Source organism: Luteimonas sp. Soil_N_1, from assembly GCF_057656255.1.
Genome location: NZ_JBDGKS010000002.1, coordinates 199,352 through 212,732 on the forward strand (window position 1 = coordinate 199,352; position 13,381 = coordinate 212,732).

At 69.0% G+C, this 13,381-nt stretch carries 13 protein-coding genes; 6 read left to right on the forward strand and 7 right to left on the reverse strand.

Annotated features, from left to right (window positions below; all coding sequences use genetic code 11):
* The first annotated feature begins 163 nt into the window (after window positions 1-163).
* Complete coding sequence (locus AC3A4E_RS14645) at window positions 164-1,333, forward strand: DUF3667 domain-containing protein (RefSeq protein ID WP_487632228.1); 1,170 nt, start codon at window positions 164-166, stop codon at window positions 1,331-1,333.
* 7 nt (window positions 1,334-1,340) lie between these two features.
* Here the strand turns inward: AC3A4E_RS14645 and AC3A4E_RS14650 are convergent, their stop codons facing one another.
* Both AC3A4E_RS14650 and AC3A4E_RS14655 read right to left on the reverse strand, forming a co-directional pair.
* A complete protein-coding gene (locus AC3A4E_RS14650; RefSeq protein ID WP_487632229.1) occupies window positions 1,341-1,988 on the reverse strand; it encodes a DUF3106 domain-containing protein in 648 nt (215 codons plus the stop codon).
* Window positions 1,975-2,937, reverse strand: coding sequence for a hypothetical protein (locus tag AC3A4E_RS14655; RefSeq protein ID WP_487632230.1), 963 nt, complete (start codon window positions 2,935-2,937; stop codon window positions 1,975-1,977). The genes AC3A4E_RS14650 and AC3A4E_RS14655 overlap by 14 nt, the downstream gene beginning before the upstream one ends.
* A gap of 442 nt (window positions 2,938-3,379) precedes the next feature.
* Between AC3A4E_RS14655 and AC3A4E_RS14660 the strand changes: the two genes are divergently transcribed.
* Window positions 3,380-5,611: a primosomal protein N' gene (locus AC3A4E_RS14660; protein WP_487632231.1), complete on the forward strand. Its 2,232-nt coding sequence runs from the start codon at window positions 3,380-3,382 to the stop codon at window positions 5,609-5,611.
* Window positions 5,612-5,632: 21 nt separating this feature from the next.
* On the opposite strand, the gene AC3A4E_RS14665 is transcribed toward AC3A4E_RS14660, so the two are convergent.
* The 4 genes from AC3A4E_RS14665 to pssA all read right to left on the reverse strand — a co-directional run bounded on the left by AC3A4E_RS14665 (window position 5,633) and on the right by pssA (window position 7,993).
* Complete coding sequence (locus AC3A4E_RS14665; protein WP_487632232.1) at window positions 5,633-6,427, reverse strand: NYN domain-containing protein; 795 nt, start codon at window positions 6,425-6,427, stop codon at window positions 5,633-5,635.
* 48 nt (window positions 6,428-6,475) lie between these two features.
* The gene (rimI, locus tag AC3A4E_RS14670; protein WP_487632233.1) at window positions 6,476-6,910 is read right to left on the reverse strand and encodes a ribosomal protein S18-alanine N-acetyltransferase; all 435 of its coding nucleotides are present in this window, start codon (window positions 6,908-6,910) and stop codon (window positions 6,476-6,478) included.
* Window positions 6,911-6,971: 61 nt separating this feature from the next.
* A complete protein-coding gene (locus tag AC3A4E_RS14675) occupies window positions 6,972-7,226 on the reverse strand; it encodes a hypothetical protein (protein ID WP_487632234.1) in 255 nt (84 codons plus the stop codon).
* Entirely contained in the window at window positions 7,223-7,993 is a 771-nt protein-coding gene (gene pssA, locus AC3A4E_RS14680) for a CDP-diacylglycerol--serine O-phosphatidyltransferase (protein WP_487632235.1), read from the reverse strand. Before pssA ends, AC3A4E_RS14675 begins: the two co-directional genes overlap by 4 nt.
* Before the next feature lie 106 nt (window positions 7,994-8,099).
* On the opposite strand from pssA, the gene AC3A4E_RS14685 reads away from it, so the two are divergent.
* From AC3A4E_RS14685 to AC3A4E_RS14695, 3 genes are all read left to right on the forward strand, one after another.
* Window positions 8,100-8,504, forward strand: coding sequence for a DUF4124 domain-containing protein (locus AC3A4E_RS14685; protein ID WP_487632236.1), 405 nt, complete (start codon window positions 8,100-8,102; stop codon window positions 8,502-8,504).
* A 73-nt stretch (window positions 8,505-8,577) separates the two neighbouring features.
* Entirely contained in the window at window positions 8,578-10,272 is a 1,695-nt protein-coding gene (locus AC3A4E_RS14690; RefSeq protein WP_487632237.1) for a proline--tRNA ligase, read from the forward strand.
* A gap of 178 nt (window positions 10,273-10,450) precedes the next feature.
* Window positions 10,451-10,828, forward strand: a complete 378-nt coding sequence (locus AC3A4E_RS14695; RefSeq protein ID WP_487632238.1) for an H-NS histone family protein — start codon at window positions 10,451-10,453, stop codon at window positions 10,826-10,828.
* A gap of 70 nt (window positions 10,829-10,898) precedes the next feature.
* Here the strand turns inward: AC3A4E_RS14695 and AC3A4E_RS14700 are convergent, their stop codons facing one another.
* Entirely contained in the window at window positions 10,899-12,152 is a 1,254-nt protein-coding gene (locus AC3A4E_RS14700) for a threonine/serine exporter family protein (RefSeq protein ID WP_487632239.1), read from the reverse strand.
* 116 nt (window positions 12,153-12,268) lie between these two features.
* Here AC3A4E_RS14700 and AC3A4E_RS14705 point away from each other — a divergent pair, with 116 nt between their 5' ends.
* The gene (locus tag AC3A4E_RS14705) at window positions 12,269-13,381 is read left to right on the forward strand and encodes an ABC transporter permease (RefSeq protein WP_487632240.1); all 1,113 of its coding nucleotides are present in this window, start codon (window positions 12,269-12,271) and stop codon (window positions 13,379-13,381) included.

Sequence of the window (13,381 nt, forward strand, 5' to 3'; positions counted from 1 at the left end):
CGGCCGCGCGTACGACGGATGCGTGCGCTGGCACCGGGGCGCGAAGGAGGGGCATTCTAGCGCCACGCCGCACACGGGGAGTGACACGCGGCGTTCCAAGGTCCGTCCACCAATCCGGGTTCGCGGCTGCCGTGCCGCGCGCCTGCCAGGAATCCGTCCGCGCATGTCCCACGCTGCCCTGCCGCCGCTGCCGTCCGATGACGCGCATCTGTCCGCCTGCGAGAACTGCGGCACGCCGCTGCACGGCGACTTCTGCCATGCCTGCGGCCAGTCCACGCACAGCCCGGTGCGCCACGTGGCCCACGCGGTGGAGGAAGTCTTCGAATCGTTCTGGCATCTCGACGGCCGCATCTTCCGCACGCTGCGCGACCTGTTCGTGCCGGGCCGCATCGCCAACCGCTATCTCGGCGGCCACCGCGTGCGCTACGTCGCGCCGATGCGGCTGTTCGTGATCCTGACGCTGCTGACCTTCTTCGTCGCCAAGTTCGTGGTCCAGGACGCGATGCAGGATGTCCAGCCCGGCCAGATGGTGCGCACCGACGATGTCGCCACCGAGTTCGCACAGGCGCAGACGGTCGACGAGGTGCGGACGATGCGCGACGACGCGCTCGCCGGCATCGCCGAGACCCGCCGCACCGTCGGCGCACTGCCGGGCGTGACCCCGCAGCTGGACATCGCCGCGGCGGACGTGCGCGCGCAGGCAGACAAGCGGATCGCGGCACTCGCGCCCGACGGCGCAGCGCCGACCAGCACCGGTGCGGTTCCCGCAGACGGTGCGTCAGCCGGTGACACACAGGCCGCGGCGACGCCCGCGCCCATCGATGCCGACATGCCGATGTCCGGCCCGCCGACCATCGGCGGCCCGATCGGCGAGCGCATCGAGCGCAACATCGCACGGTTCAACGACGATCCGCAGATCTTCGTGCGCGCCCTGCTCGGCGTCGCGCCGACCGCGCTCTTCATCCTGGTGCCGCTGTTCGCGGTGCTGCTGAAGCTGCTCTACTTGTTCCGCGCCCGGCTGTATCTCGAACACGTCGTGGTCGGCCTCTACAGCCATGCGGCGCTGATGCTCGCGCTGCTGCTGGTGCTGTGCGGCGCGCTCGCATCGCCCTGGCTGGCGACACACGCGGCGTGGTCGACGGGCATCGTCGGCTTCGCGCAGATCCTGCTGCTGTGGGCGATGCCGGTCTATCTGCTGCTGATGCAGAAGCGTGTCTACGGCCAGTCGTGGCCATGGACGCTGGTCAAGTTCGCGATCATCGGCATGGCGTATTTCGCGCTGTTTCTCAGCGTCGCGATTCCGATGGCGGGCTACGCGCTGTACGCGATGTAGCGGCGCGTCAGGGTGCGCCGGACACGCGTGCGCGCAGCCAGGCGTCGCGCGCGTCGGCCGGCACCGCAAGCCACTCGGCCCGCAGGGCATCACGCTCCTGCGGCGGCGTGCGCTGCGCCAGCGCTGCGAGATCGGTGCGTGCCTGGGCCGACATCGCACGCAGTGCCAGCAGCGCGGGTGCGCGCTCGGACTCGGGCATCGCCGAGAACAGGGGATGCAGGCCCGGCCAGTCCAGGCCCAGCACCGGGCCCAGCAGCCAGCCACGCCGCAGCCCCTGGTCGAGTTGTTCGAACTCCAGCCGGAGTGCCCGCTGCGCGTCTTCGGGCAGCGTTCCGAAATGCACCGCGGCCTGCTGCAGCTGCATGCGCTCGGCATGCGGCAATGCCTCGGCCGCCCCGTACGAGATCCGCCGGCGATTGCGCTCCTGCGGCGGCAATGCATGCCAGGCCGCCACGCGCGCAGCGAATGCGCTGCGGTCATCCGGCGTCATGTCCGCCAGTCGCGCCGCGCGCGCTTCCAGCCGTGCACGTTCGGGCGCCGGCAGCGTGCCGGCCTGCAATGCCGGCGGCAATGCACCCGCGATGCAGGGCGCGCACAACAGCACCAGCGCGGCGGCAAGCCCGGTTCCGCGCAGCGGACGCTCAGAGATCGGCATCGGTGGTCTCCAGCGCGTCGTCCGGGGTGTCCTGCACGCTTTCGAGGTGCGCATCGCGGGTGTCGTCGGGCGGCGTCTCGATCCGTGTCGACAGCCACGCATAGAACGCCGGATCCTCGCGCCAGGCGGCGGTGTCGGATCCGGCCAGCAGTTCGAAATCGGGCTCGGTCAGCAGCGCGACCTCGTCATCGAAGGTCGCTGCCGGCGCCTCGGCCGCGGGCAGGGCCTCGACCCGGATCGGCACCGTGTCCTCGATGCCCGCGCCCGGCCAGACGTCGCGCCAGGTCCACGCCAGCAGCACGAGCATTGTCAGCAGCACGGCGCCCTGCGCCGGCCACAACCAGCGTGCACGCGTCGGCGGCGGCACCACGGCGGCTTCCACCTCGACGGCCCGGCCCACGTCCTGCAGCGGAAACCGCCGCAGCGGCGGCACCTGACCCCGCAGTGCGGCCTCGCGGAGACCGGCCAGACGCGCCAGCCGGTCGGGTGGCAGTGCACGGATCGCCGTCCGCGTCGCGTCGGCAATGTGTTTCCAGGCCTCGGGATCCGGACTGCCGTCTTCGCGATGCGGCAACGCACGCTGCAGCCCGAGGCGATAGGTCGCCCGGGTCACACCCAGGACTGCGGCGGCCTCGTGCTCGGCCAGCCCGGCGACCATCCGCAGCAGCACGGTCACACGCGGCCCCCCGGCCAGACCGGCCAGCGCCGGCAGGCCGTCGCCGTCCTCGGACAGCACCATCGGGGCACGCAGTGCCGGCGAGGCCAGCAACTGCGCCCAGAAGCGGCGCGGCCAGTCGGGGAAGGGCGTGCTGCCAGCGAGTTGCGCAAAGTCGGTCATCGCGACCGCCAACGCGGCGTCACCGGTTTCGATGTCCCCGCTCTGCCACTGCGCGAACGCAGCCGCCCGCCGCTCCACGCCACGCAGGAATGCGGCGACGGCGGCGGACATACCTGGCGGTGGCGGCTGGGAAATGGTCATCGCAGGACGCAAGGGCGGCCGCGCATCATAGCGATCACCCGGCTCCACCCAAGCCTTGACATCGCGGCCCTGCACCATCCGGGACCGTGCAAGTTGTTCACAGGGCTCACATTCCTGTCATGCAGCTGAAGCGAAGCACGGCAGGGTGCTGCATGACAACAATGTTTCACGGATAAGCCTTTGATACGTATGACATTTAACGAAATGGCACTTTTTTGTCCAAGGCACTTTTTCAGCACTGAACACGGCATAACATCGCGGTTGGAGACGTTCATGCACAGGGTTATCCACAGATCGTGTGGATAAGCCGCTTTCCCTTTTATTTCCGACACTTGCAGGAACAACGTCCAAGTCAAGGCAGGTTCGCGCCGCAAATGCCGGTGGGACTTTCCCGAACCGATAAAATGTCGCCGTGACCGCCCCCTCCTCTACCGCCGCCGTGCTCCGTGTCGCCCTGCCGGTGCCGCTGCCGCGCTTGTTCGACTACTGCGCGCCGGCCGGTGCCACCGTCGGGCCGGGCGATGTCGGGCGCCGGGTGCGGGTGCCCTTCGGACCGCGCGAGCTGGTCGGGGTCGTCGCCGGGGTCGGCGCGCCGGACGACCCCGCGCAGGCGCTGCGCGAGGCGATCGAATGGCTCGACGCCGCCCCGCTGCTGCACGGCGAGCTTGCCGCCTCGCTGCGCTGGCTGGCCCGCTACACCCACGCGCCGCTCGGCGAAGTGCTGGCGACGGCCCTGCCCGCCGCCCTGCGCCGCGGCGAGGCGCTGCCCGACACCCACGCCTGGGCCTGGCGGCTGACCGAAGCCGGCCAGACCGCGCTGGCCGGACTCAAAGCCGGTGGCCGCCCGCAGCGGCTGGCCGCCCTGCTGGCGCCGACGCCCAGAGACGAGGACGCGCTGGATCTGGCGATGGACGGCTGGCGCGCCGCCGCGCGCACGCTGGCCGGCCGTGGACTGGCCGAACGTTTCGCGATTCCGGCCTCGCAGCTGGCGCCCACGCCACAGCCCGGGCCCGCCCTGCATGACGAACAGCAGCAGGCGGTCGATGCGGTCGCCGCGTGCACCGGCTTCGCCGCGCTGCTGCTCGATGGCGTGACCGGCAGCGGCAAGACCGAGGTTTACCTGCATGCGATCGCCGACTGCCTGTCGCGCGGGCGACAGGCGCTGGTGCTGGTGCCGGAGATCGGCCTGACCCCGCAGACGCTGGCGCGTTTCCGCGCCCGCCTCGGCGTCCCGGTGCACGCGCTGCATTCGGGGCTGGGCGATGGCGAACGCGCGCGGGTCTGGGCCGCCGCGGCGCGGGGCGAGGCGCGCGTCGTCGTCGGCACCCGTTCGGCGGTGTTCGTGCCGCTGCCCGATGCCGGGCTGATCGTCGTCGACGAGGAACACGACGGCAGCTACAAGCAGCAGGACGGCATCCGCTACCACGCGCGCGATTTCGCACTGGTGCGCGCCAAGGCGCTCGACGTGCCGGTGCTGCTGGGCAGCGCGACGCCGTCGCTGGAATCGCTGCAGAACGCGGTTTCCGGCCGCTACGCGCATCTGCGCTTGACCCATCGCGCGGGCGCGGCGAAACCGCCGACCGTGCGTGTGCTCGATGTACGCAAGCGCCCGCTCGAGGCCGGCCTTTCACCGGAGATGTTCGCCGCGATCTCCGCTGCGCTCGCCGCCGGTGGACAGGTGCTGGTGTTCAAGAACCGTCGCGGCTACGCGCCGGTGCTGCTGTGCCATGACTGCGGCTGGAGCGCGCACTGTCCGCGCTGCAGCACGCCCGATCGCCCGCATCCGATGACCGTGCACGCCGGCGGACGTCGCCTGCAATGCCATCACTGCGGCCATCGTGCGAGCGCGCCGCTGGCGTGTCCGGATTGCGCGAGTCTCGGTCTGCAGCCGCAGGGCGTGGGCACCGAACGCATCGAGGAACTGCTGGCCGCGCGCTTCGCCGATGTGCCGGTGCTGCGCATCGACCGCGGCAGTACGCGTCGTCGCGATGCGCTCGAAAATCTTCTGGGCGAACTCGGCAGTCAGCCGGGCATCCTGATCGGCACGCAGATGCTGGCCAAGGGCCACGATCTGCCGAATCTCACGCTCGTGTGCGTGGTCGGCATCGACGAAGGCCTGTTCTCTGCCGACTTCCGCGCCGGCGAGAAACTCGCGCAGTTGCTGATCCAGGTTGCCGGACGCGCCGGACGCGCGGAGAAAGCCGGCCAGGTGCTGCTGCAGACCCACCACCCCGAGCATCCGCTGCTGCTGACGCTGATCCAGGGTGGCTACCACGCCTTCGCCGCAGGCGAACTGATGCAACGCGAAGCTGCTGGATTTCCGCCGTTCGCACCGCTCGCACTGCTGCGCGCCGAGTCGCAGCAGGCCGAACCGCCGATGGCATTCCTGCAGGCCGCGCGCCGCGTGCTCGCGCCGCATGCCGGCCGCGACGCTTCTGGCATGCCGACGCTCTTACTCGACGGTCCCGTAGTCGCACCGATGCCGCGCCGCGCAGGCGTGTATCGCGCGCAATTGCTGATCGCTGCCGACCAGCGTCCGCGCCTGCACGCGATTCTCGATGCGGCGCTGCCGCTGATCTACGCCCTGCCCGAAGCGCGCCGTGCGCGCTGGTCGCTGGATGTGGATCCGGTCGATCTGTACTGAGTCGGCCCGGACGCGGAAGCGTCAGTCGGCAGCGGCCGGCTTGCGGCGACCGCGGGCACGCGAGGCCTGCTTCGCCGCCGGCTTCTTCGGCGCCTCGCGGATCTCGACCGCCTGCCCGGCCCGGCGCACCTCGAACAGACCCGTCGCATCGATCAGCGCACTGAGGTTGCGATACCCGTAGTTGCGCGCGTCGAACGAGCCCTGGTTGCGCACGTGGCTGCCCACCTCGCCCAGATGCGACCAGCCGGCATCGTCCGCGCCTGCGGAGACCGCGTTGCGCAGCAGCTGCACGAGTTCGCGATCGGCCTGCAGCTCACCGCCCGTGCGCGGTTTGGTCGTGCCGCCGCTGTCGACCTCGTCGGCCGCACGGAGTTTCTCCAGATACAGGAATGTCGAACACGCCTTGACGAACGGCGTCGGCGTTTTCTCCTGCCCGAAGCCGTAGACCGCATACCCGTCGTTGCGCAGGCGCATCACCAGCGGGGTGAAGTCCGCATCGCTGGACACGATCGCGAAGCCGTCGAGGTTGCGCGCGTACATCAGGTCCATCGCGTCGATGACCATCGCCATGTCGGAGGCGTTCTTGCCGGTGCTGTAGGCGAACTGCTGGATCGGACGGATCGCATATTCGTGCAGCACTTTCTCCCAGCTGCCGAGATGCGGGCTTTTCCAGTTGCCGTAGGCGCGGCGCACGTTGGCGACGCCGTGGCGTGCGACCTCGGCGAGGATCACATCGATCTTCGCCGCCGGTGCGTTGTCGGCATCGATCAGTAGCGCGATGCGTTTCTCGTTGTCGATGCGGGTGTGTTCGCCCATGGCGGATCTCCGGTCAGGGCGCGCAGCGCGCGCCAGATGGCGTGGGTGTCAGTCGGCGCCGAACAGTTCGCGGGCCATGACGATCGCGTCCTCGCGGCCGTTGTGCGCCGGGTAGTAGCGCGGCCGCCGGCCGATCTCGTTGAAACCTTCGTCGTGATACAGCGCAACCGCATTCGGATTCGACGGGCGCACTTCGAGAAACACGCGCTGGGCGCCGTGTTGCTGCGCCAGGTCGACCAGCGCGCGGAACAGTCTGCGTCCATGGCCGCGGCCCTGCAGGTCGGGATCGACACAGACGTTGAGCACGTGCGCCTCGTCCGCCGCGACGCTCAGAACGCCATAGCCGCCGAGACGTCCGTCGACATGCAGCACCCACGCCGGATATGCCGCGCGCAGACAGTCGTCGAAGATGCCGCGCGTCCACGGAAACGGATAGGCGCGCAACTCGACTTCCATGACCGCATCGACGTCGGTCGCACGCATCGGGCGCAGCGACCAGTCGCGCGCCGCAGCGGTGGCGCCAGGAACCGGGTGCGTGTCGGGCTCAGCCGCCATGACGGCGCAACTGGCGCAAGCGCGGCCACAGGGCGCGCTTGGCTGCGGCCGAACGCAGCTCCGACAGCGCACCGAGGCTGCGCACGAATGCGAATGCGCCGTCGCCATTGCGATCCAGACCGGCGGCGCGCAGCAGCGGCTCGACCAGCGGATCGTCCGGCAACACCTGGCCGGGTACCTGCACGCGATAGCGGTCATGGCCCAGCGCATCGAGCGCCGCGATCTGCAGCGCATCCCAGGTCACGAGGTGGCCTCCGTGCCTCCGCGGCGCCGCCACAGCCACAAGGTCGGCCCCGACAGTGCGTACAGCACGGCAGCGATGAGCAACGTCTTGGGCGGATCGACCCACATCGCGATCAGCAGGCCGACCGCGACGACCAGCGCCACGAACGGCACGCGATCGGCCTTCGGTCCGGTGCCGCTGCCCTTGAAGCTGGTGTAGCGGATGCGGCTGACCATCAGCAGGCCACAGACCACGGTGACCGCAAGTGCGACGTACCGCAGGGCATCGCCGGTGAAATCGAGTTCGTGGCAGGTCCAGACGAAACTCGCCATCAGGCCTGCCGCGGCCGGACTGGCCAGGCCGACGAAGTAGCGTTTGTCGACGGTCGCCACCTGGCTGTTGAAACGCGCCAGGCGCAGCGCCGCACAGGCGGCATAGAGGAACGCGCCGAGCCAGCCGACCTTGCCGAGCGTGGCACCGTCGACGCGCATCGCCAGCAGCGACCAGTGGTACATCACCAGCGCAGGCGCCAGGCCGAAGCTGATCAGATCGGCCAGCGAGTCGTACTGCACGCCGAACTCGCTCTGCGTATTGGTCAGTCGCGCGACCCGTCCGTCTATACCATCGAGGATCGCCGCGACGAAGATCGCGATGCAGGCGGCGCTGAAGCGACCCTGCGATGCGGCGATGATCGCGAAGAATCCCGCGAACAGGCCGCCGGTGGTGAAGAGGTTGGGCAGCAGGTAGATGCCGCGGCCGCGGCGCGGGGTCGGGTCGGTCTCGCTCATGTATCGCAGTGTAGCGCCTGCTTCGCGCCCGCCGGCACCCGCAGTTGCACCTGCGGCCCCGGAGTGCTGCAATCGCCGCCACATTCGTGCACTGCCGGGGACCGCCATGCGCCGCACTCTCGTGACCGCCCTCGCACTGCTCATCGCGGCCGCACCGCTGGCCGCCAGCGAGGTCTACAGCTGGAAGGACGCCAGTGGAGTGACCCACTACTCGCAGACGCCGCCGCCCGCGGGCACCCGCTTCGAGGTGCGCAACATGCACGGCAACGCCGCTTCGTCCACGCCGGTCACGCCTGCGCCGGTCGCTGCTCCCGCGGCTACGGCGACCACCACGAACGCCGGTGGCAACAACACCCAGTGCGAACTCGCCCGGAGCAACGTCGCCGCGCTCAAGGGCGAAGGCGCGGTGCAGCAGCTCGGTGCCGACGGCAAGCCGCGCGAACTCGCCGGCAGCGAACGCGCCGACCAGCTCGCGCTGTCGGAAGCCGCGGTCCGCGCCTACTGCCGCTGAACCCCGGCGGCACGCCGGGACGCGCGGGGCGCATGGCACACTATCGCCCCCCGTTCCCAGCCAGATGCCGCCGATGCGCCTGTCGCAGTTCCACCTCCGCACCGAGAAAGAAACGCCCGCCGATGCCGAGGTCGCCAGCCACAAGCTGATGCTCAAGGCCGGCATGCTGCGCAAGCTGGGCGCCGGTCTCTACACATGGTCGCCGCTGGGCCTGCGCGTGCTGCGCAAGGTCGAGGGCATCGTGCGCGAGGAGATGGACGCCGCCGGTGCGATCGAACTGCTGATGCCGGCCGTGCAGCCGCGCGAGCTGTGGGAAGAAACCGGCCGCTGGGAGAAATTCGGCGGCCAGCTGCTGAAGATGCAGGACCGCAAGGAGAGCTGGTACTGCTTCGGCCCGACGCACGAGGAAGTCATCACCGATTTCGCCCGCAGCGAACTGGCCAGCTACAAGCAGCTGCCGATGAATTTCTACCAGATCCAGACCAAGTTCCGCGACGAGATCCGCCCGCGGTTCGGCGTGATGCGCGCGCGCGAATTCCTGATGAAGGATGCGTACTCGTTCGACATCGACGAGGCCGGCATGGCCGCCTCGTACCAGAAGATGCATGCCGCCTACACGCGCATCTTCACCCGCCTGGGTCTCGAATTCCGTTCGGTGCAGGCCGATTCGGGCGCGATCGGCGGTGACGCGTCGCAGGAGTTCCACGTCATCGCCGACTCGGGCGAGGACGCGCTGGTGTTCTCGACCGGCTCGGATTACGCCGCGAATGTCGAAGCCGCGCGCGCCGCTGCACCCGCGCCGCGTCCGGCGGCATCGGAAGACCTGCGCAAGGTCGACACGCCGACGCAGAAGACCTGCGAGGACGTTGCCGCCCTGCTCGACATTCCGCTCGCGCGCACCGCGAAGTCGATCGCGCTGATGGCCGGCGAGACTTTCGTGCTCGCGCTGGTGCGCGGCGACCACGCGGTCAATGCGATCAAGCTTGCCAAGGTCGACGGCCTGGCCGATTACCGCATGGCGACCGAAGCGGAGATCGCCGCACATCTGGGCGCTGCGCCGGGCTTCCTCGGACCGATCGGTGCAGCGAAACCGATCCGCGTCGTGGCCGATCTGGAAGTCGCCGCACTGGCCGATTTCGTCGTCGGCGCCAACGAAAGCGGTTTCCACATCGCGGGCGTCAACTGGGGCCGCGACCTGCCCGAGGCCGACGTCGTCGCCGACATCCGTGACGTCGTCGCCGGCGACCGCGCCGAAGACGGCGGTGAACTGAAGGTCGCGCGCGGCATCGAGGTCGGTCACGTGTTCCAGCTCGGCCGCAAGTACGCCGAGGCGATGAACTTCAAGGTCCTCGACGCCAACGGCAAGGCGAGCGTGCCCTTCATGGGCTGCTACGGCATCGGCGTGTCGCGCATCGTCGCGGCGGCAATCGAACAGAACCACGACGCCAACGGCATCCTGTGGCCGGTCGCGATGGCGCCGTGGCAGGTGGCGGTGTGCGTGATCAATCCGAAGAACGAGGCGCACGTGGCCGAGGCGGCGGATGCGCTGTATCGCGAACTCGGCGCGGCCGGTTTCGAGACCGTGCTCGATGACCGCGGCCTGCGTCCGGGCATGATGTTCGGCGACATCGAGCTGATCGGCATCCCGCATCGCGTGGTGGTCTCGGCACGTGGACTGGAGTCCGGCGCGTTCGAATATCGCGCACGCCATGCCAGCGAAGCCGAGAATCTCGATCGCGAAGCGCTGTTTTCGCGCCTGCGCGGCTGAGGGTTTCCGACACGAGACCGGCGGTATTACCGCTGGATAATCGAGAATGCTCACGCGGCCTGCACATACCGGCCGCGCAGCCGTGTACACGGCGTTTGTCGGCCCGGGATAAACAGGATTAAGATGCCGCCCATGCCAATGGACTGGTATTCCCAATAATCAGCCGGAGCCGACTCAAATGGCGTTTGACCTCAATGCATTTTCCCCCCAGCAGCTCGATGCGCTGATCACCCAGGCCAAGGAGCGCAAGACGACGCTCAAGAAGCGCAAGCCGCTGACGGCCGTCCGCAAGAAACTGACCGACCTGGCCGCGGCCGAGGGTTACAGCATTGCCGAACTGTTCGGTGGCGGCGCACCGCGTGCAGCGTCCACCGCTGCCGCGCCGGCGGCGCGCAAGAGTGCGACCAAGGGCCGCAAGCTCGGCAAGGTCGCGCCGAAGTACCGCAACCCGGCGAACAAGGCCGAGACCTGGACCGGTCGTGGCAAGCAGCCGCTGTGGCTGGCCGCGCACACCAAGAAGGGCCGCAAGCTGGAAGAGTTCCTGATCCAGAAGTGAGCCTGGCGGTTCACGCCGCGCAGTGACACTCGACGACGCCCTCCACTAGGAGGGCGTTTTCGTGTGCGGCTCAGAGGTTCTTGCGCGCCGGCAATACGACATTGCCGAACAGCAGGCCGGCGATCAGCGCCAGCACGATGTTCATCACCACCAGCGCGGCTTCCTGGCCGGCCGCCACGTCCTGCTGCTGCACCAGATTCATCAGACCGCGCAGGCTGTTGCTGCCGGGCACAAGCATGATCAGACCGGGCACCCGGATCACCGCACCCGGGCGGTTCGCCCAGCGCGCGTAGCCGTTGCCCGCGGCGGTGGTCACCAGCGCGGCCACGAACAGGCCGATGTTCGGCCCGAGCGCGGCGCCGACCCAGCGCGAGACGAGATAGCCGGATGCGGCGGCGCCCATGACCAGCAGCACGTCGCGGCGCCCGGCACGGAACAGGATTGCGAACGCACCGGCGGCGGTCGCCAGCGCCGCCCACTCCACCCAGTCGGGCTGCGGCCGCAGCGCGCGTACGTTCGGGGTGACGCCGAGCATCTGCATCAGGGTGAGCGCGATGATCGTGCCGATGGTGAGCTTGAGCACCGTCGTGATCGCACCGGCGAATCGCGCGGTGCCCGACACCAGATGCTGGCTGGTCAATTCGTTGATCGCATTGGTCAGCGCCATACCCGGCAGCATCACAATCAGCGAGGCGATGACCACGGTATTGAGGTTCAACGGGGTGACGAAGGCCGACACCAGGATCGCGACCAGGCCGGCCAGCATGCCGGCCAGCGCTTCGTGTGCTTCTTTCAACCGCGTGCCGTTGCGCGTGACCATGTCGAGCAGGCCGATCAGCAGCCCGATGGTGCCCGCCGTCGCGATGTCGGCCCACGGCAACCGCCACAGGCCGGCGACGCCCATCGCCACCATCGCGAAGCCCATGACCTGCAACGCCTTGCCCCAGGCGCGCGGCTCCCGCTGGTCGAGTGCGCGCAGGGCGGCGTAGCCCTCGGCCAGATCCATCTCGCCGGCCATGACCTGCTCGGCGATGCGGTCGGTCTCGCACAGCTTGTAGAGATTCACGTCGCCCGGCGACATGCGGATGACGCGTGTGGTGTCGCTGTCACCCGGCGGCCGCAGGGGATCGCTGAAGGACAGCACCATGCCGGTCGGGTTCACCCACGGCTCGCAGTCGATGCCGAGCTGCTGGGTCACCGCGATCACCGCGCCTTCCAGGCGCTGGGCGGTGGTGCCATAGGCATGCAGATGCTCGGCCAGTTCGACCACGAAGGCGATGCGCGTGGCGTAGCTGGCGGTGGTGAGCGGCGTGGCACCTGACATCGGCACAGGATCGCACGGCCACCCGGCGCCCGGTAGGCGTACCGCCGTGATGCGCGGCGTCACGCATGATTTCGGTATGCTCACCGGCGTTTGCACCTCGACCGACCGATGCCTGCATGACTGTCCCCCAACACGCCACGCCCAGCGCCGAGTCCGGTGACGGTGGGTCGCTGCGGCTGCGCGGACACTGGACGCTGGCGCATGCCGGCGACATCGAGACGGTACTGCGCGCGAATGAAGCGCCGGCGGGTGACGTGGACGCCACGGGCGTCGACCGGCTGGATTCAGTGGGCGTGCTGCAGCTGCTGCGCTTCGCCGAGAAACGCGGCCTGGATTTCTCGACGTTCCGCTTCCGCGACGACCACCACGCGCTGGTCGAGGCGATCGAGGACGTCGCCGACGACCGGCCGAAGAAGAAGCGCGATTACGGCGTGTATGCCGCGCTCGCCCGCTTCGGCGAGACGATGCACGACAACTGGCGCGAGGTTGTGTCGCTGGTCAGCTTTCTCGGCGAAACCCTGGTCAAGCTCGGTCGCCTGCTGGTCTCGCCGCGACGCTTCCGCTTGACCTCGACCGTGCACCACATGGAACAGGTCGGCCTCGACGCAGTGCCGCTGGTCGCGCTGCTGTCGTTCCTGGTGGGTGCGGTGATCGCGTTTCTCGGTTCGACCGTGCTTGCCGAGTTCGGCGCGACGATCTTCGTCGTCGAACTGGTGTCGATCGCATTCCTGCGCGAGTTCGGCGTGCTGCTGACCGCGATCCTGCTCGCCGGTCGCACCGCCAGTGCGTTCACCGCGCAGATCGGCGCGATGGTGAGTCGCGAGGAGGTCGATGCGATCCGCACGCTCGGGCTCGACCCGGTCGACCTGCTGGTGATTCCGCGCGTCGTCGCGCTGATGGTGATGCTGCCGCTGCTGACCTTCATCGCGATGATCGCCGGCCTCGTCGGCGGCCTGACCGTGGGCGCCTTCAGCCTCGACATTCCGCCGCAGGCGTACATGGCGCGCATGTACGAAACCATGAATGTCCGGCATTTCTTCGTCGGCATGTCCAAGGCGCCGATCTTCGCGCTGGTCATCGGACTGATCGGCTGTCTGGAAGGCCTGCAGGTCAAGGGCACGGCGCAGTCGGTCGGCGAGCGCACGACATCGAGCGTGGTGCAGACGATCTCGCTGGTGATCGTGTTCGACGCGTTCGCCGCGATCTGGTTCATGCACGTGGGATGGTGA